This is a genomic window from Rhizobium sp. BK602 (assembly GCF_014195095.1).
GTDB lineage: Bacteria > Pseudomonadota > Alphaproteobacteria > Rhizobiales > Rhizobiaceae > Rhizobium.
The window spans coordinates 65332-87107 of record NZ_JACIBC010000006.1 but is presented as its reverse complement, the minus strand read 5'-3'; the positions used below and the strand labels follow the sequence as shown (position 1 = coordinate 87107).

Annotated in this window: 22 protein-coding genes; 9 read left to right on the top strand and 13 right to left on the bottom strand. The window is 62.6% G+C overall.

What is annotated here, in order from left to right:
• The first annotated feature begins 394 nt into the window (after window positions 1–394).
• Window positions 395–1384: a sugar-binding transcriptional regulator gene (locus FHX11_RS19580; protein WP_184359662.1), complete on the top strand. Its 990-nt coding sequence runs from the start codon at window positions 395–397 to the stop codon at window positions 1382–1384.
• 66 nt (window positions 1385–1450) lie between these two features.
• Here the strand turns inward: FHX11_RS19580 and FHX11_RS19575 are convergent, their stop codons facing one another.
• Entirely contained in the window at window positions 1451–1957 is a 507-nt protein-coding gene (locus FHX11_RS19575) for a DinB family protein (protein WP_184359660.1), read from the bottom strand.
• Window positions 1958–2056: 99 nt separating this feature from the next.
• On the opposite strand from FHX11_RS19575, the gene FHX11_RS19570 reads away from it, so the two are divergent.
• Window positions 2057–2671, top strand: a complete 615-nt coding sequence (locus tag FHX11_RS19570) for a TetR/AcrR family transcriptional regulator (protein WP_184360641.1) — start codon at window positions 2057–2059, stop codon at window positions 2669–2671.
• A 95-nt stretch (window positions 2672–2766) separates the two neighbouring features.
• Here the strand turns inward: FHX11_RS19570 and FHX11_RS19565 are convergent, their stop codons facing one another.
• Together FHX11_RS19565 and FHX11_RS19560 are read right to left on the bottom strand one after the other, a co-directional pair.
• Window positions 2767–3639, bottom strand: coding sequence for a bifunctional helix-turn-helix domain-containing protein/methylated-DNA--[protein]-cysteine S-methyltransferase (locus FHX11_RS19565; RefSeq protein WP_184359658.1), 873 nt, complete (start codon window positions 3637–3639; stop codon window positions 2767–2769).
• A gap of 82 nt (window positions 3640–3721) precedes the next feature.
• Entirely contained in the window at window positions 3722–4225 is a 504-nt protein-coding gene (locus FHX11_RS19560; RefSeq protein WP_184359656.1) for a DUF2244 domain-containing protein, read from the bottom strand.
• On the opposite strand from FHX11_RS19560, the gene nth reads away from it, so the two are divergent.
• Window positions 4224–5027, top strand: a complete 804-nt coding sequence (nth, locus tag FHX11_RS19555; RefSeq protein ID WP_184360638.1) for an endonuclease III — start codon at window positions 4224–4226, stop codon at window positions 5025–5027. The genes FHX11_RS19560 and nth overlap by 2 nt on opposite strands.
• Before the next feature lie 20 nt (window positions 5028–5047).
• On the opposite strand, the gene FHX11_RS19550 is transcribed toward nth, so the two are convergent.
• Window positions 5048–5761 carry a sulfate transporter family protein gene (locus FHX11_RS19550; protein ID WP_184359654.1) on the bottom strand — a complete coding sequence of 238 codons (714 nt, stop codon included), beginning with the start codon at window positions 5759–5761 and terminating at the stop codon, window positions 5048–5050.
• A gap of 258 nt (window positions 5762–6019) precedes the next feature.
• Between FHX11_RS19550 and FHX11_RS19545 the strand changes: the two genes are divergently transcribed.
• Complete coding sequence (locus tag FHX11_RS19545; protein WP_184359652.1) at window positions 6020–6871, top strand: MurR/RpiR family transcriptional regulator; 852 nt, start codon at window positions 6020–6022, stop codon at window positions 6869–6871.
• 36 nt (window positions 6872–6907) lie between these two features.
• Here FHX11_RS19545 and FHX11_RS19540 read toward each other — a convergent pair whose 3' ends face one another.
• From FHX11_RS19540 to FHX11_RS19500, 9 genes are all read right to left on the bottom strand, one after another.
• A complete protein-coding gene (locus tag FHX11_RS19540) occupies window positions 6908–8491 on the bottom strand; it encodes an FGGY-family carbohydrate kinase (protein ID WP_184359650.1) in 1584 nt (527 codons plus the stop codon).
• Between the two features lie 20 nt (window positions 8492–8511).
• Entirely contained in the window at window positions 8512–9186 is a 675-nt protein-coding gene (locus tag FHX11_RS19535; protein ID WP_184359648.1) for an HAD family hydrolase, read from the bottom strand.
• Between the two features lie 98 nt (window positions 9187–9284).
• Window positions 9285–10766: a mannitol dehydrogenase family protein gene (locus FHX11_RS19530; protein ID WP_184359646.1), complete on the bottom strand. Its 1482-nt coding sequence runs from the start codon at window positions 10764–10766 to the stop codon at window positions 9285–9287.
• Between the two features lie 146 nt (window positions 10767–10912).
• On the bottom strand, window positions 10913–11911 hold the full coding sequence (locus FHX11_RS19525) for an ABC transporter ATP-binding protein (RefSeq protein ID WP_184359644.1): 999 nt from the start codon (window positions 11909–11911) through the stop codon (window positions 10913–10915).
• Window positions 11912–11922: 11 nt separating this feature from the next.
• Window positions 11923–12765 carry a carbohydrate ABC transporter permease gene (locus FHX11_RS19520; RefSeq protein WP_184359642.1) on the bottom strand — a complete coding sequence of 281 codons (843 nt, stop codon included), beginning with the start codon at window positions 12763–12765 and terminating at the stop codon, window positions 11923–11925.
• 1 nt (window position 12766) lies between these two features.
• On the bottom strand, window positions 12767–13639 hold the full coding sequence (locus FHX11_RS19515) for a sugar ABC transporter permease (RefSeq protein WP_184359640.1): 873 nt from the start codon (window positions 13637–13639) through the stop codon (window positions 12767–12769).
• 140 nt (window positions 13640–13779) lie between these two features.
• Complete coding sequence (locus tag FHX11_RS19510; RefSeq protein WP_184359637.1) at window positions 13780–15096, bottom strand: sugar ABC transporter substrate-binding protein; 1317 nt, start codon at window positions 15094–15096, stop codon at window positions 13780–13782.
• A 147-nt stretch (window positions 15097–15243) separates the two neighbouring features.
• On the bottom strand, window positions 15244–16197 hold the full coding sequence (locus FHX11_RS19505; RefSeq protein ID WP_184359635.1) for a sugar-binding transcriptional regulator: 954 nt from the start codon (window positions 16195–16197) through the stop codon (window positions 15244–15246).
• A 57-nt stretch (window positions 16198–16254) separates the two neighbouring features.
• Window positions 16255–16710: an RbsD/FucU family protein gene (locus FHX11_RS19500; RefSeq protein WP_184359633.1), complete on the bottom strand. Its 456-nt coding sequence runs from the start codon at window positions 16708–16710 to the stop codon at window positions 16255–16257.
• 234 nt (window positions 16711–16944) lie between these two features.
• On the opposite strand from FHX11_RS19500, the gene FHX11_RS19495 reads away from it, so the two are divergent.
• From FHX11_RS19495 to FHX11_RS19475, 5 genes are all read left to right on the top strand, one after another.
• The gene (locus FHX11_RS19495; protein ID WP_184359631.1) at window positions 16945–17604 is read left to right on the top strand and encodes a response regulator transcription factor; all 660 of its coding nucleotides are present in this window, start codon (window positions 16945–16947) and stop codon (window positions 17602–17604) included.
• Window positions 17601–18941, top strand: a complete 1341-nt coding sequence (locus FHX11_RS19490) for an ATP-binding protein (protein WP_184359629.1) — start codon at window positions 17601–17603, stop codon at window positions 18939–18941. Before FHX11_RS19495 ends, FHX11_RS19490 begins: the two co-directional genes overlap by 4 nt.
• 92 nt (window positions 18942–19033) lie before the next feature.
• On the top strand, window positions 19034–19960 hold the full coding sequence (locus FHX11_RS19485; protein WP_184359627.1) for an ROK family protein: 927 nt from the start codon (window positions 19034–19036) through the stop codon (window positions 19958–19960).
• Window positions 19950–20660 (top strand): copper homeostasis protein CutC, encoded by a 711-nt coding sequence (locus FHX11_RS19480; RefSeq protein WP_184359625.1) that lies wholly within the window; start codon window positions 19950–19952, stop codon window positions 20658–20660. The genes FHX11_RS19485 and FHX11_RS19480 overlap by 11 nt, the downstream gene beginning before the upstream one ends.
• Before the next feature lie 212 nt (window positions 20661–20872).
• The gene (locus FHX11_RS19475; protein WP_184359623.1) at window positions 20873–21763 is read left to right on the top strand and encodes a DUF6030 family protein; all 891 of its coding nucleotides are present in this window, start codon (window positions 20873–20875) and stop codon (window positions 21761–21763) included.
• The last annotated feature ends 13 nt before the right edge of the window (window positions 21764–21776 follow it).

Genomic DNA, 21776 nt, shown 5'->3' with positions numbered 1-21776 from the left:
ATTACGCCCTACCGTCTCCTTTGACTGGATAACGGGAGAAAAACCGCGAAAGTTCCATTTCCGGCCTACGGTCGACGCCATGACGGGACGACTGTCCGGGGAGAGGCTGTTCTCCGGGCGAGAGCGCCCTATATGGCTCCCTGTCCAGCCAGACACGTCCACGGCGCAGCGCTCGCACATTGTCCTCCTCGCTTGGACAAAGACCGAATTCCTTGAGGCGACTATCATCAATCTCGCCGCGAAAAGTCAAGGACATTTGTGCATTTCAATTGACATAAGTTTCAAGCCATAGAATATCTCTATGATCTTGCAGCCCGCCGCCGCCCGATCGCCGCAACCTTTGCCGCTCGCGATCATTCATGTAAGGGCGGGCGTACATCTTGCCGGAGGACCTGTGGCCAAACTCAGACGCGGGACACACACTGCCTATTCCGAGACGGCTTCCTTGCGGCTGCGCGCCGCCTGGCTCTATTACAATCAGGGCCTGACGCAGAAGGACGTCGCCGAGCAGCTCGGCATCAGCCGCACCACCGTCATCCGCCTGCTGGACGAGGCGATGCGCCGCAGCGAGGTGCAGATCTGGATCAACGAGGGCATCGACGATTGCGTCGAGCTGGCGATCAAGCTGGAGCGCACCTATGGGCTCGACGAGGCGATCGTCGTTCCGGCACCGGCCGGCGGCGACGTCAACGCGCAGGCAAAAAGCGTCGGCCTGGCGCTCGGCCAGTTCCTGACGGAAGCGATCCCGGACAGCTATACGATCGGCGTCGGCTGGGGCCGGACGATGACGGCCTCGCTCGCCAGCTTCCGTCCCCCTCATCGCGACAATTGCAAGGTGGTCTCGCTGCTCGGCGGCATCGTCGCCGTCCACCAGACCAACCCGATCGACTACACCTGGCGGCTGGCGAGCCAGCTCGGCGCCGAATGCTACATGTTCCTGGCGCCGCTTCTGGTCGATTCCATCGAGACCAAGCGCAATCTTATCGAAAAATGCGGGCTGGAGGCGATCTACCGGCTGGCCGAAAGCCTCGATCTCGCCATCGTCAGTTGCGGCGACATCGGCCCGCACTCCACGTCGCTGTCGGAAGGCTTCATCTCGAAACGCGAGCTGGACCAGCTGATCGAAGCCGGCTGCGTCTGCGACACCATGTTCAATTTCCTCGATGCCGAGGGCAATTCCGTCGACCATCCGATCAACAAGCGCGTCATGTCCGTCGACCTCGACACGCTGAAGAAAGCCAAGCACATCGTCATCGCCTCCGGCGGCGCCCACCGCGCGCTCGCCATCAGCGCCACCATCAAGCGCATCGGCTGCAATACGCTGATCACCGATGAAAGTGCCGCCAAGGCGCTGCTGCAAATGGCGATGGCGAAGGCGGCTTGAGGTCCGGCTCCGAATTCGCTCAGAATGCGTAGCCCACGGATCTGTTTCTAAAGCCGAAATGGATTGCTAGCCACCTTGCCGCCGCCGCGCCGGCTCGCTCTGGTGAAGATAGACGGCAAAGGTGTCCCAAGGCGGCGTGACGGAAAGTTGCCAGAGCATCCGTCCGACCTCGCCCCGGTGGTAGCCGCCATGCAGGGCAACATGGGTCAGCATTTCTTCTCTGGTCATATAGCCCTTGTCGCCATCCGTGAAGGTGAACGGGACCGCCTCGGCCAGCGTCTCGGACGAGCTGCCGCGAAGATAATCGAGATACCACTGATCGGAAGAGGCTACGGCCGCACGCAGATCGCCCAGAGTTGGCGTCTCGTCGGTGTTGTCGGAAGTATAACCGTGCTGCGAACCGGTTAGATGTGCGGCAAAGATTCGAGCCACGACATAATAATGGTTGATCAGTCGCAAGGCGGTGTGCAGCTCGGTCTTGTGCTGCTCCTGATCCAAAGCCCCCAATTTGTCGAACAGGTCATGATTGGCCCAAGCATGATAGGCGTAAAGTTTTTGCAGGAATGTACTCATGAGGACGGCCCTTCCAAGTTTTCGGAATGTGAGTAAATTACTCACATTCTGTACGAGGGGAGTCCTTTGTCTACTCGCATTGCAAAGCAGCCGCCGGTAATGCGCAAGCGGCCGCGACAGGCCCGTTCCCGCGCGACGGTCGAAACGATCCTTCAGGCTGGCGCTCGCATTTTGAGCGATGAAGGATGGGCGGGGTTCACGACCAACAGGGTCGCAGATTTGGCCGGCGTGAGCATCGGCTCGCTATACCAGTATTTTCCGGACAAGCTTTCTCTGGTCGATGCCATCCGCCAGCGGCATCTCGACGACTGCCTCGCCGTCATGCGGAAATTCAAAGCCAAAGGGTTGTCGCCCGTGCAATTCGCAACGAGCCTCGTTCACGCCATGATCGCCGCCCATAGCATCTACCCCGGACTTCACAGGGTATTGCTCGATGAAGCTCCGAGCTCGGACGACTATCGCAATCCCAACAGTGCATTCGAAATCGAATATCTCGGCTACTATGCAGAGGCTGTCGCTATCTATCGAAACCACCAGCCTCGCAGGACCGATCAAACCGCTGCGCTGATCATTTCCGATGCGATTGACGGGGTGATACACAATGCCGCGCGCCGTAACATGTTGGCGAGCCCCATAGTGCAGAGCGAACTTATCCGGCTGGTCAGCCTGTACCTGGATGACGCTGGCGGCAGCGCCACAGTTCAAGCCGAATAGATGGCTCGATTTCACAAAACTCCAGAGTATAAGACCCGAGAGTAAAATCAGAATTCAGAAGCTCGGCAAACCAGCATCTCTGAAGTGCGCCCCCCTCAAGCCTTCCCCGCCTCCCAGCCCAGCATCGCCCGCTTGCGCGTCAGGCCCCAGTGATAGCCGGTGAGATCGCCATTCTTGCCGAGCGCCCGGTGGCAAGGGACGACGAAGGAGATCGGGTTGCGTCCGACGGCGGCGCCGACGGCGCGCATGGCTGTGGGCTGACCGATATCCCGGGCGATATCGGAATAGGTGACGGCCCGGCCCATCGGGATCTTCAGCAGGCTTTCCCAGACACGCACCTGAAAATCCGTGCCGATCAGCACCACGCGCAGCGGCTGGTCGCTCGACCATTTCGACGGCTCGAAAATCCGCGCCGCATAGGGCATGGTCGCCTGCAGGTCCTCGACATATTGCGCATTCGGCCAGCGGCAGGTCATGTCCTCCAGGCAGGCCTTCTCGTCACCGGTGTCGCTGAAGGCAAGGCCGGCAAGACCACGGTCGGTGGCCATGATCAGGGCGTGCCCGAAGGGCGAGATATGGAAGCCGTAGCGGATGGTCAGCCCGCCGCCCTTCGCCTTCCATTCGCCGGGCGACATCGCCTCATGCGTGACGAAGAGATCGTGCAGCCGGCTTGGACCGGAAAGACCCACCTCGAACGAGGTTTCGAGCAGCGGCAAATCTTCCTGGCGCAGCAGCCGCTTGGCGTGATCCAGCGTGACGGCCTGCAGGAAGGCCTTGGGCGACAGGCCGGCCCAGCGGGTGAAGGTCTTCTGCAACTGCGTCGGCGACTGGCCGAGCTCCGCCGCGATCGTCTCCAGCGACGGCTGGTCGCGATAATCCTCGGTGATGAGCTCGATCACCCGGCGGACGATGTCGTAATCGGGGCCTTCCGGCGTGATGTCTTTCTTCAGCTGTGCGATGGCATTCATAATCTTTCTCCTTAAAAAGGAGAACACCACGAAGAGACGGGCAAAACCACCCGTTTCTTGCACAAGGGCGTTGCCAAACGAACTATATCCTTTGAGTCACGGTCGCCAAAGCGCGCTTGAAAGCCTTGGCGAAGCTCTCGCGGTCTTCCGGATTGAGGAAGGAGCCGACATCCGTGTCATGGCTGCGGTCACGGACATGCATCGACACGACGCCGATCTCGCTGTGGCGCTGAACGAGAAAGCGGGTCCAGAACGGATTGAAGCGATGCTCGACCATGCGGCCGGACGGCGAGAACTTGCGGATCGAGACATCGGTGCGCGACACCGTCACCTCCTCGCGCACCCGGCCCGACCGGTAGTTCAGCCAGAAGGCGCCGTAGAGCAGCAGGAAATCAGCCCCGAAGAAGATGCCGATCGGCCATGCGCCGCGAACGACGAAGACGATGCCATAGATCAGGCAGAAAACGCCCATCAGCGCCAGCATCACCTTGAAGCCCTTTCGCCCCAGCGAGCGATGGGGGAAGAGTTCCGCAGCGAAGACCGGTCTGTTGCTGTCGATCTCGGTATCGGCGTTGCGTTCGGTCATAGGACTTGAGTATAGGTCGTTCATGGCAAATCCCAAGATCAGATCCAGCGCCCAAAACGTGAAAAAGTCAAATGCGACCGCGGGCCGCAAGCCGGCCTTCAAGAGCCCCTATTCCAAGGCGGATCTCGAGGAGATCTTCCGCCGTTTCTCCGTCCAGCGGCCGGAACCGAAGGGGGAGCTGGAACACGTCAATCCCTTCACGCTCGTGGTCGCCGTGGCGCTCTCGGCGCAGGCGACCGACGTCGGCGTCAACAAGGCGACCCGCGCTCTCTTCGCCGCCGCCGATACGCCGCAAAAGATGCTCGATCTCGGCGAGGAGCGCATCCGCGACTACATCAAGACCATCGGCCTTTACCGCAACAAGGCGAAAAATGTCGTGGCGCTGTCGGAAAAGCTGATCCGCGATTTCGGCGGCGAGGTGCCGCGGACGCGCGAGGCGCTGATGACGCTGCCCGGCGTCGGCCGCAAGACCGCCAATGTCGTCCTCTCCATGGCCTTCGGCCAGGCGACACTCGCCGTCGACACCCACATCTTCCGCATCGCCAACCGCCTGCTGCTGGCGCCCGGCAAGACGCCGGACGAGGTCGAGCAGCGGCTGATGAAGGTGATCCCCGATCAGTATCTCTACCATGCGCATCACTGGCTGATCCTGCACGGACGCTATGTCTGCAAGGCGCGCAAGCCGGAATGCGAGCGCTGCGTCATCGCCGACCTCTGTCGCTCGCCGGAAAAGACCTGGGACATCCCCGCTCCCCTGGTCGAGCTGCCGCAGCAGGTGATCGGCACCCAGGCCGCCGACTAGAGCTGCAATCGCTGCAGCATTCAGGGAAGCGGCGCCGCTTCCTTCCGCGAGATCAGCTTGTGCAGATGCACCATCATTCCCGCCGCGAACAGCGGCGTCAGCAGATTGACGATCGGAATGGCCAGGAAGGCGGCGATCACCAGACCGGCGAGGAAGACGGTAAGCGCATGCTTGGCGCGGAACCGCCGCGCCTCTTGCGGGGAGCGAAAGCGCATGGCGGCGAATTCAAAGAATTCCCGGCCGAGCAGATAGCCGTTGACCAGGAAGAAGGCGACGAGATTGACGCCGGGAATGAACAGCAGAAACAGCGCCACGATGTTGCCGACGATCACCACGCCGAGGAACTTCAGCGACCCTTTCATCGCCGGCATGAAAGGCAGCGCTTTTCCCGGCGGCTCGGCCGGATAATCCCGCTTCTCCACCACATCGGCAACATCATCGAGAAACAGGCCCGCGATCAGCGCTGTCACCGGAGAAATCAGCAGCGCCAGGACCAATGCCAAGCCGATCCCCGCCAGAATCCCCAGGAGCAAGGTGATCCAGCTCGTCCAATCCGGCGCCGCCGGCATGAAGCTCTGCAACCAGGGAAGAGCAAAGGCGATGAAGGTGCCGCGCAGCGCAAACCAGAGGGCGACAAGCGCCAGCAGCGTCAGGCCGAGAACCTTCCAGAAAACCTTGCGCGTCTCGGCCGCAAAGAGATTCGCGATGGAAAGACGCGCGGCATCAAAGATCATTCGTCTACTATCTCCTGTGGATTGATCGGAGAGGTAGGTAACGGCGGCGGCCATATCAATAACTTCGCGCCATGCGAGCGTAACTTTCCACGAAATTGAGCTGTTGTAATAAAGCGTACCCTAATATATTGTGGGCGTCACATAAAAAACAACAACCTAGACATGATCGGCGACCATCGAAATCTGCGCTTGTCCTGATCCTCTTGACTTTCGGCACACCCGCAGACCTGGACGAACTTACGAAGTGAGGCATAACATTTGGAAGACCTTGGCCAGAAGCTTAGACAATATATCAAAATAGGCACTCCCGCCGAGCGCCGAATAGCCAAGTATTTTTCAGAGCACTTGAACGAATTGCCTTTCGAAACCGCATCCTCCGTCGCCGACAAGCTTGAGTTGAGCCCGATGACCGTGGGACGTTTCCTGCGCTTGCTTGGCTATCAGGGGCTGGACGGCATCAAGGTTCACCTGAAGGAAAGCGTGCCGCCCGTGGCGCTGCAACTGTCGAGTGTCCTCGAGCAACTGCAGAAAGATGCCGGAGACGGCCGCCCCCTTGCCGGGCAGATCGCCGAGCAGATCGAGATGCTGCAGCACATCTACAATCTCAGCGGCCACCCGCAATGGCAGGAAGCCGTGACTGCGATCCTCACCTCCAGCGAGGTCTTCGTCGCCACCCATCCGAGCTTCTCGGGCCTCGGCCGGCATTTGTGCGATCGCCTCGCATTCGCCCGCGACCATGTACGTTTCCTCGACGGCAGCAATGGCAGCTATATCGAAATGCTGGGCCGCCAGACGGACAGCGCGCTGGCTGTCATCATCGACTCGCCGCGTTTCAACACGTCGCGGCTGCTGGCCCGTTCCGCGCGCCGCGCCGGCTACAAGGTGCTGCTGATCACCGGCCAATATACCGAATGGGCGCATGAATTCGCCAATCTGACGCTCTCGCTGCCGCCCTCGCGCACCGGTTGTCGCGACAATCTCTCGGCGATGACGGCGCTTTTGGAATGTCTGACCGCCGCCGTCATCCAGGCGGCAGGCGAACAGGCGGAAGACCGCATGCGCAAGATCGAGGAACTGGAAGGCATGTTCGGTTACACGTCGATCCGGTAACAAATCGTGAAGCGGGCGAGACCGGACGGCGATGGCTTATTCCATCGAGTCCAGTTCGGCCCGGTGACGGTACATGGCAAGAAACCGGCGGTAATCGCGGTCGTAAAGCGCTTTCCTGCTCTCGTCCGGCAAGCGTTCGTAACCGCCGGGATACATAGCAGCCCCCGCCGCCGCCAGGGTCTTGTGAAGGCCGCAGGAAACGGAAGCCGCCATCGCCGTTCCCAAAAGCACCGCCTCGTTCATATCAGGCACGACAACCTTGCAGCCGGTGACATCCGAATAAAGCTCCATCAGCATGGCATTCTTCACATGGCCGCCGGCGACATGCAGCGTGTCGGGCACATAGCCATAGTCCCGCATGCGCTCGAGGATATGGCGAAGACCGAGCGCGATGCCGATGCCGGTGCGCCAATAGAGACGGCAGAGGCCATCGAAGGACGCATCGAGCGTCAATCCGCTGATCACGCCGACCGCATGCGGATCGGCAAGCGGCGAGCGGTTGCCATGAAAATCCGGCAGTACCTGGATGCGCCCGGCGAAAGCATCGCCCTCGGCGGCACGCAGCTCGGCGATCCGCCGGATGATACGGTCATGCAGGGCCGCGGTGGGCTCGCCACCGGCCGCGTGCATGCGCACGATATGATCGAGCAGCGCGCCGGTCGCCGACTGCCCGGCCTCGACGAGCCAGATGCCGGGAAAAACCGCCTCGTAATAAGGCCCCCACATGCCGGCGCTGCATTTGCGGCCGCGTGAGAAGGCGACGACGCAGCTCGACGTGCCGGCGATCAGCGCCAGCCGGCGCTCCAGCGCCTCGGGGTTGCCGGCATGGCTGCCTAGCGTGCCGAGCGCGCCGGCATAGGCGTCGATCATGCCGGCGCCGACATGGCATTGGCGATCGAGCCCCAGCGCCTCGGCCGCCTCCGCCGTCAGCATCCCAAGGCTCTGCCCAACCGGAACGCTGTCTTCCGGCAGGCCGCCGCGTTCGCGCAGATCCTCCAGGCCGATCACGGCAAGGAAATCGGCCTGCCAGCCGGGCTCCTCATGGGCGAGATAGTTCCACTTCGCCGTCAGCGTGCTGCGCGAGCGCGCCAGCGAACCCGTCGCCTTCCAGGTCACGAAATCGGCGAGATCGAAGAAATAGCCGGCCCTGGCCCAGCTCTGCGGCAGGTTCTTCTTCAGCCACATCAGCTTCGGCATTTCCATTTCCGGCGACATGAAGTGGCCGGAATATTCGAGGACCGGATGCCGCGTCGCCGTGCAGACATCCGCCTCGGCAAGCGCCCGGTGATCGAGCCAGACGATGGTATCGAACCGGTCCTCCCCGCCGGTCGAAACCGTCAGCGGCCTGCCGTCCCTGTCGCGCGCGACCAGCGAGCACGTGGCATCGAAACCGATGGCGGCGATAGAGGCGGGACCGACGCCGGAAGCCTTGACGGCATTGCGCACGGCCGCGCAGACCGCCGCCCAGATGTCTTCGGAACTATGCTCGGCATGGTTCTCCTGCGGGCGGTTCATGAGGATCGGATGCTCGCTCTTGGCCAGCAGCGCCCCGCGCGCCGTGAACACGCCCGCGCGCGCGCTGCCAGTGCCGATATCGACCGCAACCACGTGATCACGCATTCAGAAGGAGCCCCGTCCGCTTATCTTTTGTTCCGGACAAGGTGTATCAAATCCGGCATCGCGTCAAACACGACTTCGGGAGATAACCGCTCTAGTTCCGCGCGATAACTCGGCGAATGGGCATGCGAACCGCCGGTAAAAGCGAAGACCGTCATGCCTGCCGCCCGCGCCGCCATGATCCCCGCCGGACTGTCCTCCACGACGATGCAATCGCGCGGTTCGGCACCCATTTTCTCGGCGGCAAACAGGAAGAGATCGGGTGCCGGCTTGCCGCGCTTGACCATGCTGGCGCTGAAGATATTCGGCTCCAGCCGCTCCAGGAGCCCCGTGACGCCGAGCGAAAGCCGGATGCGCTCCAACTGGCTGGAGGAGGCGACGCAGCGCGGCACCGCAAGCGCATCCAGCGTTTCGGCAATGCCGTCGATCGGCTTCAATTCGCGGCGGAAGCGGTCATAAAGATCGTTGCGGATACGATCGAGGAAGGCCTGGTCGATGAAGACGTCGAACTCCGTCTCCAACGTATCGACCAGCGTGGCCAGGCTCTTGCCGAGGAAGCGGCTGTAGACATCCTCCTCGCTCATCTCCACGCCGACATCGCGCATGGCGTCGATCAATACGGCGACGGATAGCGGCTCGCTGTCGACGAGCACGCCATCGCAATCGAAGATTACGAGTCCCTTCTCCGCATTCGTCATCGCAGATCCAACCCGAATCCTGTTTGCGCGGCGCCGATTCAACCACCGCGTGGCCATTGAGAATTCGGCCGAAGGATGAACGCCCGGCCGATGAACAGTTATTCCGCGAGTTTGTCGTCGAGGTATAGCTGCAGCGTGGCGCGGGTCCCCTTTTCCCACAGCGTTTTCAGCGCATGCGCGAAGCGTTTGCGGAAGAGATCCGATTTTGCCACCGCGCCGAAGATGTCGTCGAAGACAAGGAAGGCGTCGGGATCGTCCTTGGCCTTCAGCGCGGCGGCATGCAGCCGGTCGGCGCTGGCATCGTTGAAGACGATATCCTGGCCGCTATCGGTCTTGCCGGCGAAATAGCGGCACCACAGCGCCGACACCAGCGCGAGACCGACGATATCCTCGCCGCGGGCCAGACGGTCGGCCGTCGATGGCAGGATGAATTTCGGCTGGCGGTTCGAGCCGTCCTGCGCCAGGCGCGGAATGGTGTCGGCGATCTTCGGATTGGAGAAGCGCCGTTCGATCAGCTTGAAATAGTCTGATAGCACCGTGTTCGGCACCGGCGGGATGACCGGAATGATCTCGTCGTTTTCGAGCTTGGCGAGAAAGGCGCGGATCAGCGGCTCTTCCATCGCCTCATGCACGAAATGCACATCCATCAGCGCCGCCGGATAGGCAATTGCCGCATGGCCGCCGTTGAGGATGCGGATCTTCATATGCTCATAGGGCGTGACATCCGCGACGAAGGTCACGCCGACCTTCTCCAGCGCCGGGCGGCCCGCCGGGAAATTGTCCTCCAGCACCCACTGCTTGAATTCCTCGCAATAGACCGGCCAATTGTCCTCGATGCCGAACACTTCCTTCAGCAGGTCGATCTCGCGGGCGCCGGTTGCCGGCGTAATGCGGTCGACCATGCCGTTCGGAAAGGCGACATTGGCGGCGATCCAGTCGGCAAAAGCCGGATCGGAGAGCCGCGCCGTGCCGACGACGGCGGCCTTGGTGACGCTGCCGTTGTGGGGGATGTTGTCGCAGGACATGACGGTGAAAGGCTGGATGCCGGCGGCACGCCGCGCCTTGAGGCCGGCGACGATCAGGCCGAACACGGTCTTCGGCGCATCAGGGTTCTGGCCATCGGCAACGATGGCGGGATGCGCCGGATTGAACTTGCCGGAGGCGTCGATGAAATATCCGCCTTCGGTGATCGTCATCGAAACGATACGGATCGAAGGGTCGGCGAGCTTGGCGACGATCGCCTTCACGTCGCCGACCGGCAGGATGTCGACCATCGGGGCGGTGACGCGGGCAGCGGTACGATTATTGTCCTGCTCGACCACCGTCGTCAGGAAATCCTGTGCCGCGAGCTTCTCGCGCATGGTCGCGTCGGACGGCAGCACGCCGGCGCCGATGATCGCCCAGTCATGATCCTCTCCGGCATTGAACAGGTCATCGAGATAAACAGCCTGATGGGCGCGGTGGAAATTGCCGACGCCGAAATGAACGATGCCCGCCGAAAGCGACTTCGGGTCGTAGGCGGGGATCGCAGCCGTGGCGGCCGCTTCCTGGAGCGTTGCCAGCGATAATTTGCACGTCATGTCTCAAGTCCTTCTGAAAGGTCTTCGGTCCGGTTGGCTGGGAGAACCGCCCCGGCGGGATGACCCCGGCCCGTCAGCATCGATGCATGCGGACCGGAGCTGAATGCTCACGCCATGTCCGCCCGCGGCGGGCACGGCAACGCAGCCTAGATTGCCAGCCCGTTTCCGTCGAAACGATGGAGACGAGCCTTGTCGGGCGTCAGATAAACGATATCGCCGGGACGTGCCGGAAAGTCGCCGGTGCCGCGTGCCGTCACCGTGCCGATACCGTCCGCCTCGATATGCAGGAAAGTATCCGAACCGTGATGCTCGGCGATGGTGACCCTGCCCTTCCAGTCTCCCGAGGTGGTCGACAGCAGCAGGTGCTCCGGGCGGACGCCGACCGTCTCGGCCCCGAGCCCCCCGGCATAGGCACCCTTGACGAAATTCATCTTCGGCGAACCGATGAAGCCCGCCACGAAGAGGTTGCGGGGGCTGCGGTAAAGCTCCAGCGGCGAGCCGACCTGCTCGACATTGCCGCGGTTCAGCACCACGATCTTGTCGGCCATGGTCATGGCTTCGACCTGATCATGGGTCACATAGATCATCGTCGTCTTGAGCTGCTGGTGCAGCTCGCTGATTTCGAGCCGCATGTTGACGCGCAGCGCCGCGTCGAGATTGGAAAGCGGCTCGTCGAACAGGAAGGCCTTGGGCTGGCGCACGATGGCGCGGCCGATGGCGACGCGCTGGCGCTGCCCGCCGGACAGCTGTCGCGGCTTGCGGTCCAGATAGTCGGTGAGATTGAGGACGCGCGCGGCTTCCGACACTTTCCTGTCGATCTCGGCCTGCGGTAGGCTGGCCATCTTCAGCGGAAAGGCGATGTTCTTGCGCACGCTCATATGCGGATAGAGCGCATAGGACTGGAACACCATGGCAAGACCGCGTTCGGCCGGCGCCAGATTGGTGCCGTCCTTGCCGTCGATCAGGATCTGGCCGCCGGACACGTCTTCCAGGCCTGCGATCAAGCGCAGAAGCGTGGACTTGCCGCAACCGGACGGACCGACGAAGACGACGAACTCGCCCTCGCTGATATCGAGATCGATGGAAGGGATCACCTTGGCTTCGCCGAAGACCTTGGAAACCTTCTTCAGGACAATGCTACCCATGTTTCTCTTCCTTACTTAACCGCGCCGAAGGTGAGGCCGCGAACGAGTTGTTTCTGGCTGAACCAGCCGAGGATCAGGATCGGGGCGATCGCCATGGTCGAGGCCGCCGAAAGCTTGGCATAGAACAGACCCTCCGGGCTGGAATAGGAGGCGATGAAGGTGCTGAGCGGCGCAGCATCGACGGCCGAGAGATTGAGCGTCCAGAAGGCCTCGTTCCAGGCGAGGATGATGTTGAGCAGCATCGTCGAGGCCAAGCCCGGGATCGCCATCGGCGTCAGCACGTAGATGATCTCCTTGGCGAGCGACGCGCCGTCCATGCGAGCCGCCTCCAGGATCTCGCCGGGAATTTCCTTGAAATAGGTGTAGAGCATCCAGACGATGATCGGCAGATTGATCAGCATCAGCACGACGACCATGCCGACGCGGCTGGCGAACTGGTTGTTGAGCAGTCCGAAACTCTGGAACAGCAGGTAGATCGGGATGAAGGCGCCGACCGGCGGCATCATCTTGGTGGACAGCATCCACATCAGGACGTCCTTGGTCCGCCGGGTCGGCGAAAACGCCATGGCCCAGGCGGCCGGGACCGCGACAAGCAGGCCGAGGATCGTCGAGCCGAAGGCGATGATGACCGAATTGCCGAAATGCAGGAAATAGTTCGAGCGCGACTGCACCTCGAAATAATTCTCCAGCGTCCAGTGGAAGAACAGGAACTGCGGCGGCGAGGCGATGGCGTCGCCTTCCGTCTTGAAGCTCGTCAGGATCGTCCACAGGATCGGGAAGAAGATCAGGAGCGCCACGGCCCAGGCGGCGACCGATACGACGATCTTGCGTTGCGTGGTGATTTTGCGTGCCATCTCAAGCCTCCAGATTCTTGCCGACCGCGCGCATCACGAAGATCGCGACAATGTTGGCGAGGATGACGGCGATGATGCCGCCCGCCGACGCGCCGCCGATGTCTTGCGAGAGCACGAGCTGGGAATAGACGAGATAGGTCAGGTTGGTGGTCGACGTGCCGGGGCCGCCATTGGTGGTGACGAGGATCTCGGCAAAGGCCGACAGCAGGAAGATCGTCTCGATCAGGATGACGACCGTGATGGCGCGCGCCAGATGCGGCAGCACGATATAGATGAACTTCGACACCGGACCGGCGCCGTCCATCTCCGCGGCTTCCTTCTGCTCCTCGTCGAGCGACTGCAGGGCCGTCAGCAGGATGAGCGTGGCGAAGGGAAGCCACTGCCAGGCGACGATGATGATGACCGAGAAGAGCGGCACGGTCTCCAGCCAGGTCAGCGGATCGAGCCCGAACAGCTTGAAAAGATAGGCCAGAAGCCCGTTCACCGGGTTCATGAACATATGCTTCCAGATGAGGGCTGCGACCGTCGGCATCACGAAGAAGGGCGCGAGCACCAGCATGCGCACGATGCCCTGGCCGAAGATCGGCTGATCGAGAAGCAGCGCCAGAGCGATGCCGCCGATCACGGTGATGAGGAGCGCGCCGCCGACCAGCAGAAGCGTGACCACCAGCGAATTCCAGAAGGCAGGATCGGTGACGAAATATTCGTAGTTGAGCCAACCGATGAAATCATGCGCGCCGGGCGACATGAGATTGTAGTTCAGCGTCGAGAAATAGATCGTCATGACCAGCGGGACGATCATCCACGCGAAAAGCAGCAGAACCGACGGCGTCATCATGACGCGGGCTGTGGAACGGGTGTGCAACGTTGCCATGGCAAGTACCGACCTATCTATAAGCAGGAAGAGGTGGCCGTGGACCGGCTAAAAAGAGGCCGCCGAAGAGCAATTCGGGCACTCGGCGGCCGAAGGGAGGAAGCGCGCGAGGCGCTGTCCTCCAGACTCTGGGAGGTTGATTACTTCGGATAACCCGCCTTGGTCATTTCCCGCGAGGTCACTTGCTGTGCGGCCTTCAGGGCGGCGTCGACCGAGGTCTGGCCGGCAAGGGCCGCCGAGAACTGCTGGCCGACGGCCGTGCCGATGCCCTGGAACTCAGGAATGGCCACGAACTGGACGCCGACATAAGGAACCGGCTTGACGGTCGGATGCGTCGGATCGGCCGAGTTGATCGAGTCGAGCGTCATCTTCGCGAAGGGAGCCGCCTTCTGATAGTCCGCATTCGCGTAGAGCGACGAGCGGGTGCCGGGAGGTGCGTTCAGCCAGCCTTCCTTCTGGGCGACGAGGTTGGTGTAATCCTTGCTCGTTGCCCAGGCGATGAACTTCTCGGCCGCTTCGGTCTTCTTCGAGGAGGCCGGAATGGCGAGGTTCCAGGCCCAGAGCCAGTTGCCGCGCTTGCCGAGGCCCTTGTCCGGGGCGAGAGCGAAACCGACCTTGTCGGCGACCTTCGATTCCTTCGGGTCGGAGACGAACGAGGCGGCGACGGTCGCATCGATCCACATGCCGCATTTGCCGGTCTGGAACAGCGAGAGGTTCTCGTTGAAGCCGTTGGACGAAGCGCCCGGAGGGCCGGCGTCCTTCATCAGCTTGACGTAGAAGTCGAGCGTCTGCTTCCATTCCGGCTGGTCGAACTGCGGCTTCCACTTCTCGTCGAACCAGCGGGCGCCGAAGGAGTTCGACATGGCGGTCAGGAATGCCATGTTCTCGCCCCAGCCGGCCTTGCCGCGCAGGCAGATGCCATAGACTTCATGGCTCTTGTCGGTGATCTTGCGGGCCGCGTCGGCGATGAAATCCCAGGTCGGCGCGTCCGGCATCTTCAGGCCGGCCTTCTCGAACAGGTCCTTGCGGTACATCACCATCGAGCTTTCGCCGTAGAACGGCGCGGCATAGAGCTTGCCGTCGGTGGTCAGGCCACTGCGGATGGCCGGGAGAAGATCGTCCACGTCGTAGGTCTTGTCGGCGGTCAGCTTGTCGAGCGGCGCGAGCCAGCCAAGCTTGCTCCAGATCGGCACTTCATAGGTGCCGATGGTCAGTACGTCGTATTGGCCGCCCTTGGTGGCGATGTCGGTCGTGACCTTCTGGCGCAATACGTTTTCCTCGAGCGTGACCCACTGCAGGTCGATGTCGGGGTTCTTGGCTTTGAAATCGTCCGTAAGCTTCTGCATACGGATCATGTCGCCGTTGTTGACGGTTGCAATCGTGAGGGTTTCGGCGGATGCCATGCCGGCAAAGATCAGGGCCGAGCAGGCGCCCAGCAGGAAAGTTTTCAATTTCATATCTTCCTCCCAGAAGATCAAAACATGAGCATTCGCTTTGCTCGTGAGCAATTACCCACGCTTTGTCATGAAATGTCAATGCAAATTCGTTGCTGCGACGCCGAACGCGCAGCCTATCATGTTGTTTTCATGAAATAATTTTTTTGCTCAGTCTTTGAGCAAAAATTCAGCCGTCGCTTCGTCGGTGATCAGGCCATTGATCTGATGGCCGGTAACGGCGGCCTTGATGGCCTCGTATTTGCGCTTGCCCTTGGCAATGCCGATGACCGAGGAGGCATCGCGCGGCGGAATCGGCGCGCTGGCGACGCGGTCGTTGACGGCATCCTGCAGGAGCTTGCCGTCGCCATCGAAAACCCAGCCGCAGATCTCGCCGGCGGCACCGCGCTTCATCAGCGCCATCATCTCGTCCTTCTCCAGGAAGCCGTCGAGGCAGAGCGGCGCTTCGATGCCCATCTCGCCGACGCCGACGAAGGTCACGTCGGCCTGAGCGCTGACATCCAGCGTCGAGCGCACCAGCGCCTGCGCATGCAGCAGCTCGCGCTCTTCGGCCGAGGAGACCAGCACCGGCAGCGGCATGGGATAGTGCCGCGCCTTGATCGCGTCGGCCATGCTGAAGATGACGTTGTAATAGGCGGCGGATCCGTCCGGGCCGATATTGCCGGTCAGCGACACCACCCGGTGCTGCGGACATTCGATGGCCGGAAGCTGATCGACCGCCGCCTTCAGCGTGCGGCCGGTGCCGATCGCCAGCACGATCGGTTCGCTGCGCTTCAGCCAGCGCTCGATTTCGGCAGCACCCGCCTCGGCGATGCCGACCGTCGACGACGTGCCGCCGGGATCGCTCGGCACCACTTCCACATGCTTGAGCTTGAACTTCTCCCGCAACGCCGCCGCATATTCGAGGCAGACGGCGATCGGGTGATCCAGCCGTACCTTGATCAGCCGCTCGGCCACGGCGAGCGAGACGAGCCGCTGCGCCGACTGCCGTGAGATTCCCATGGCGGCGGCGATTTCGTCCTGGGTCCGCCCGGCCACGTAATAGAGCCAGCCTGCCCGCGCCGCATCGTCAAGCCGCCCTTGGGAATCCAACTTCCTGGCCATCACGTTCCTTTGCCGAAAAGAGCCTCTCGCCGGAGCGGGAAGACCCGGCGCCGCAGATCATTCAGTTTCCGGCGGGATGACGCCCTTGGTCAAGGTGAAACAACCATAGAAGCGGCGCTCGCCGGTCTGGATCACGCAATAGGCCTCTTTCGCCCGCTCATAGAAAGCGTAACGCTCGACCGGCACGAGCGGCCAGTGCTTGCCCTCGGCGCGATCGATCGCCGCCTGCACTTCATGCTGAACCTTCGGCACCTCCGCCGGCGCGCCCACCACTTCCATCCGCGTCGCGGCATCGTCGATGAAGGTATCGAGCGGCATCAGCGACAGCAGCGCCTCGACGGCCTCGGCCGCCGATACGTTGTCGATCCGCAGAAGATGGCCGAGCATCGTCTGCTGCGCGATCGACTCGGCCGGAAAATTCGTGTCGACCACGACAAGCATGTCGCCATGCCCCATCGATGCCAGTGCGTGCAGCACGTCCGCATTCAACCGCGGCGAAATTCCCTTCAACATGAGCGAGCTCCTCCAGATCCTGATTGGCGGCGATCTTCTCGCCGCGCTGTTCGCTTTGGGTGCAAACAAGTAATCGCGGTCACGGTCGCTGTCCATAGCCGCCGTGACGTGAGCCCAGGCCTCGGATAATTCGCGACGGAAACAGGCTTTCCACGCCGGCTTATTTCGGCCTTTATTGACCAGATAGGTTCGGCGGCATTAACTGAAAGCGCAGGCAATGGTTGCGAGGGACAGGTGAGAATTCTTCTGGTCGAAGACGATGAAACCATCGGCAGCGCGGTCCGCGATCATATTGCCGCGACCACCCACGCCATCGACTGGGTCAAGAATCTTGCGGATGCGACGGAAGTCACCAGTGCCGTGAATTACGGCCTGATCCTGCTCGACCTCCAGCTTCCCGACGGCATCGGCATCGATTTTCTCAAGAAGCTGCGCCGCAAGCCCGACGAAACGCCGGTGATCATCCTCACCGCTCGCGATCAGATCTCCGACCGCATCGAGGGATTGAACAGCGGCGCCGACGATTATCTCGTCAAGCCGTTCAATCTCGGCGAGCTCTCCGCCCGCATCCTGGCCGTGGCCCGGCGCTACAGCGGCAGCCCGCAGCCGACCATCCGCTTCGCCGATCTGGAAATCGACCAGCCGCAGCGGCGGGTGCGGCTCGACGGCAAGGATGTCGTGCTCACCGGCCGCGAGTGGGCGGTGCTCGACCTTCTGGTGACGCGGCCGGGCGCGATCATTTCCAAGGACCAGATCGAGGAGGCGCTCTACGCCTTCGGCTCGGAAATCGAAAGCAACACCGTGGAAGTCTATGTGAGCCGCCTGCGCAAGAAGATCGGCAAGGACCGCATCCGCACCGCCCGCGGCGTCGGCTATTGCCTGGGTGACCGATGATCCTGCGCCCCGCCAGCATCACACGCCGCCTGATCGCGGCACTCACCGGAACGGTCGTCCTCTTCTGGCTGATCGCCGTCGGCATCGGCGTCTATGTCGTCAATCACGAGCTTTCCGAGACCTTCGACGGCGCGCTGCAGGAAACGGCCGAGCGGCTGATGCCGCTAGTGGTCGACGATCTCGCCAACCGCGACGCCTCCAGCGATCCGCAAAGCCTGGAGGAGCTCAACAAGGGGCTGAACCGCGAATATCTCACCTATCAGGTGCTCGACGCGAGCGGCAAGGTCATCCTGCACTCCCATGATGCGCCGGCAACCGCCTATGACGTGCCGTTGAAGATCGGCTTCCACAACACGCCGAGATACCGGATCTATACCGAATCCTCGATGAACGGCACGATCTTCCTGCATGTCGCCGATGCCTTCAAGAACCGGCGCGAAGCCTCGCGCGAGAGCGGCGTCGCCCTGCTCTGGCCGCTGCTTGCCCTCATCCCGGCCAGCATCGTCGCCATCTCGTTCGCCGTCGGCCGTTCGCTGCGGCCGATCGATCGCTTGCGGTCGGACATCGCCACCAAGGACGGCGGCAACATGGCGCCGCTGCAGAGTGATACGCTCCCGCGCGAACTCCAGCCGATCGCCCGCTCCGTCAACCTGCTGCTGGAGCGCCTGCGCGCCGCGCTGGAGGCCGAGCGCGAATTCACCGCCAACAGCGCCCACGAGCTGCGCACGCCGATCGCCGGCGCGCTCGTCCAGACGCAGCGCCTCATCGCCGAGCTGCCGCCGGGACCGCTCACCGAGCGCGCCGGCCGGATCGAGACCTCGCTCTCCAATCTCGGACGGCTGGCGGAAAAGCTGCTGCAGCTTTCCCGCGCCCAGGCCGGTATCGGCGCCGGCGACAAGCCCGCCGACCTCATGGCCGTCATCGAAACTGTCATCGGCGATTACGACCGCGATACCGGCACGGCCGGTCGCATCCTGCTGGAAAGACAGGCGGACGAAAAGCTGGTCCGCAACGTCGATATCGATGCCTTCGCCATCGTCATCCGCAATCTGCTCGAGAATGCCCTGATCCATGGACCTGATGACGACGAGGTGACCGTCAAGATCGAGGCCGGCGTCATCCGCATCCTCAATGGCGGCCGCGCGCTTTCCACGGAAGAATTGACGAGCCTCAAGAAACGCTTCTGGCGCGGCAAGACGAAAGCCTCCGGCTCCGGCCTCGGCCTTGCCATCGCCGAACGCATCGTCAGCCAGATCGGCGGCCGCCTCGATCTCCTGTCGCCGGCCACCGGCCAGGCGGATGGCTTCGAGGCCAGGATCACCTTGCCCGGCGCCTGACCGCGCCGGGGCGGCGGACGGCCACGGATTGGCCTTGCAAAGAGCGGCAAAGGGTGCGAGCAAGTCCGCATGTTTCCCGCAGGCGAATATTCATGATCGTTTCCTTCGACATCGGCGGCTCCGCCATCAAGGGCGGCATCGCCCGCTCCGAGACGGATATCGTTCCGCTCGCCCGGCGCCCGACGCCGAAGCAGGATTTCGCCGACTTCGTCGCGACGCTCCGCGCCGTCGTCGCCGAGGCGGGCGAGACACCGGACTGCATCTCCTTTTCCATCGCCGGCGTCGTCGATCCGGACACCCAGGCGCTCATCTGCGCCAATATCCCCTGCATCCACGGCCGGCGGCTGGCCGCCGAGCTGGAGGCGGAACTCGGCTATCCCGTGCTGATCGCCAACGATGCCGATTGCTTCGCCATGGCCGAGGCGATGTCGGGTGCGGGACGCGGCCACCGCATCGTCTTCGGCGCCATTCTCGGCACCGGCGTCGGCGGCGGCCTGGTGGCGGATGGCCGCCTCGTCAACGCCGCCGGCGGCTTTGCCGGCGAGTGGGGCCACGGCCCGATCATCGCTTCCTTCGCCGGCAATCCTCCGGCCGCCATCCCGGCCTATCCTTGCGGCTGCGGCCAGAAGGGCTGCGTCGACACCGTCGGCGGCGCCCGTGGACTCGAGCGCCTGCACAAGACGCTGCACGACCGGGAACTTTCCAGCGAGGAGATCATCGGCCATTGGCTCGCCGGCGATGCCGAGGCGGAGCGGACGATCGACGTGATGGTCGATCTCGTCGCCTCGCCGCTGGCGCTCACCGTCAACATCACCGGCGCGACGATCGTTCCGGTCGGCGGTGGCCTTTCCAATGTCGAACCGCTGCTCGCGCGTCTCGATATGGCGGTGCGCAGCCGCATCCTGCGCAAGTTCGACCGGCCGCTGGTCGTCCCAAGCGAGTGCAAGATCGAGCCCGGCCTGATCGGCGCCGCATTGCTGGGGTTGAAATTCGCCGGGGAACGCGGCCATGCTGCTTGAAGTCTGCGTCGAGGACGTTGCCGGCCTTGCCGCCGCCATTGAAGGCGGCGCCGACCGCATCGAGCTGTGCAGCGCGCTTGCCGTCGGCGGCCTGACGCCGAGCGCCGGGTTGATGGCGGCGGCCGCACAAGCGCCGATCGCCGCCTATGCCATGATCCGCCCGCGTGCCGGCAGTTTCGTCTATTCCGCCGATGAGCTTGCCGTGATGAAGGAGGACATCGCCGCCGCCCGGCAGGCGGGTCTGGCGGGCGTGGTGCTCGGCGCGTCACTGCCGGATGGCCGCCTGGACCGCGATGCGCTCCAGGCCCTCGCCGCTCATGCCGACGGTCTTGGCAAGACCTTGCATCGCGCCTTCGATCTGGTTCCGGATATCGCGGCAGCGGTGGAACTCGCTATCTCCCTCGGCTTCGAGCGCATCCTGACCTCGGGCTGTGCAAAGACCGCCCAGGAGGGCGTTGCCATGCTGGAGCAAGCAATCGCCATCGCCGCCGGCCGCATCTCGATCATGCCCGGCTCGGGCGTCAACCCCGCAACGATCGGCACGTTCTGGCCGCGCCTGGCAATCAGCGAGGTACATGCCTCCTGTTCCGCCGCCCAAGCCGAAACCGACGCGCGGCTCCTCGCCTTCGGCTTTTCCGCCGCATCCGCCAGACGCACCGACACCGCGACCGTCAAGGCGCTCAAGGCGCATTTTGCCTGACCGGCAACTGCGAATTGACAAAAAATGGTAGAATGATCAATCGTTCATAAACGCATTGTCTGTAGCCATGGGATAACTGCGAAATGCGAGAGCAATTCCAGGAAAAGTGCGTAGCGGTTTTCCGTCCGGAATTGCGTCGAAACAGGACCCTGGAGCGCTCTAGGTCATTGCAGTTAAGCGGGTTTCCTCTGGAGTAGCTGTAGATCTGAACCATGTCGGTCGCGCCACCTCGCAAGAAAAGCAGGGCTGTCTTCTGGATTGCGGCGATCGTCATCGGCTCGATCATTTTGGCGACAGCGCTGCTTGCCAACGACATGCGCAATCTCAGGGCGCTCGATGCCCGTTACCATCTTAATCTGTTCAGCCAGCCGGCGCCTCCGCCTCCGGCTCCCGTCGTAGCGCCAGCCACGCCCCAACCCGCTGCTCCCGTGCCACCCCAAGAAACGACATCGCCACCCGCGCCCGCCGCCCCGGTAAAATCCACCTCCGCGCCTGCGAAGACGGCGAAAGCAGCGAAGCCGGCCCATGCCCACGCCTCCTCCCATATCTTCGATCCGCCGGTCGATGCCCTGCGCGGAGCTTTCCTCAGAAGCTGGCGCCTATCCGGACAGTCGCTCTGCGCCGCGCTGGTGAAGGCTGGCCTGCCGGTCGGGGAGTGGAAACAGGGCATCATGGCCACCGGCACGTTCGAATGCAGCCATCAGATCCAGAAAGGCGATTTCGGCAATCCGAAATCGGCATCCTTCTTCATCATCGTCCGTGGGGCGCCGACGGGAGAGCTCGACGGCATCCGGATGAAGGTGATCATGCCCGACAATCCCGATGGCCGCGCCGTCGGCGAGATGCTCATCGATACCGTCGTCCTGCTGCTGACGCAAACGCACTGGCTCGACTTCCAGACCGCGCTCGATCCGATCGGCAGGCTGCAGGACGTCACCCAGGAGGATTTCGGCGCAAAGCTCAGCTTCTTCCGTGAATTCCAGAACGACCGGAATTTCAATCTACAGCTGGAACTGCGCAGAAAGACGCCGGAACAGATCCGCACGGCCGTGGTGTTCGACAAGGCACGCTGGACGCTTCGCTCGCCCCTGCCCGCCAATTAACCGCTGACCTGTG

Bases quoted from the DNA above. Each gene is read 5' to 3' on its own strand.
- FHX11_RS19520 (WP_184359642.1), bottom strand. From the start codon at position 12,765: ATGGCACGCAAAATCACCACGCAACGCAAGATCGTCGTATCGGTCGCC.
- FHX11_RS19515 (WP_184359640.1), bottom strand. From the start codon at position 13,639: ATGGCAACGTTGCACACCCGTTCCACAGCCCGCGTCATGATGACGCCG.
- FHX11_RS19475 (WP_184359623.1), top strand. From the start codon at position 20,873: ATGTCGGTCGCGCCACCTCGCAAGAAAAGCAGGGCTGTCTTCTGGATT.
- FHX11_RS19485 (WP_184359627.1), top strand. From the start codon at position 19,034: ATGATCGTTTCCTTCGACATCGGCGGCTCCGCCATCAAGGGCGGCATC.
- FHX11_RS19570 (WP_184360641.1), top strand. From the start codon at position 2,057: ATGCGCAAGCGGCCGCGACAGGCCCGTTCCCGCGCGACGGTCGAAACG.
- FHX11_RS19490 (WP_184359629.1), top strand. From the start codon at position 17,601: ATGATCCTGCGCCCCGCCAGCATCACACGCCGCCTGATCGCGGCACTC.
- FHX11_RS19575 (WP_184359660.1), bottom strand. From the start codon at position 1,957: ATGAGTACATTCCTGCAAAAACTTTACGCCTATCATGCTTGGGCCAAT.
- FHX11_RS19540 (WP_184359650.1), bottom strand. From the start codon at position 8,491: ATGCGTGATCACGTGGTTGCGGTCGATATCGGCACTGGCAGCGCGCGC.
- FHX11_RS19550 (WP_184359654.1), bottom strand. From the start codon at position 5,761: ATGATCTTTGATGCCGCGCGTCTTTCCATCGCGAATCTCTTTGCGGCC.
- FHX11_RS19530 (WP_184359646.1), bottom strand. From the start codon at position 10,766: ATGACGTGCAAATTATCGCTGGCAACGCTCCAGGAAGCGGCCGCCACG.
- FHX11_RS19505 (WP_184359635.1), bottom strand. From the start codon at position 16,197: ATGGCCAGGAAGTTGGATTCCCAAGGGCGGCTTGACGATGCGGCGCGG.
- FHX11_RS19500 (WP_184359633.1), bottom strand. From the start codon at position 16,710: ATGTTGAAGGGAATTTCGCCGCGGTTGAATGCGGACGTGCTGCACGCA.
- FHX11_RS19565 (WP_184359658.1), bottom strand. From the start codon at position 3,639: ATGAATGCCATCGCACAGCTGAAGAAAGACATCACGCCGGAAGGCCCC.
- FHX11_RS19510 (WP_184359637.1), bottom strand. From the start codon at position 15,096: ATGAAATTGAAAACTTTCCTGCTGGGCGCCTGCTCGGCCCTGATCTTT.
- FHX11_RS19525 (WP_184359644.1), bottom strand. From the start codon at position 11,911: ATGGGTAGCATTGTCCTGAAGAAGGTTTCCAAGGTCTTCGGCGAAGCC.
- FHX11_RS19535 (WP_184359648.1), bottom strand. From the start codon at position 9,186: ATGACGAATGCGGAGAAGGGACTCGTAATCTTCGATTGCGATGGCGTG.
- FHX11_RS19480 (WP_184359625.1), top strand. From the start codon at position 19,950: ATGCTGCTTGAAGTCTGCGTCGAGGACGTTGCCGGCCTTGCCGCCGCC.
- FHX11_RS19560 (WP_184359656.1), bottom strand. From the start codon at position 4,225: ATGACCGAACGCAACGCCGATACCGAGATCGACAGCAACAGACCGGTC.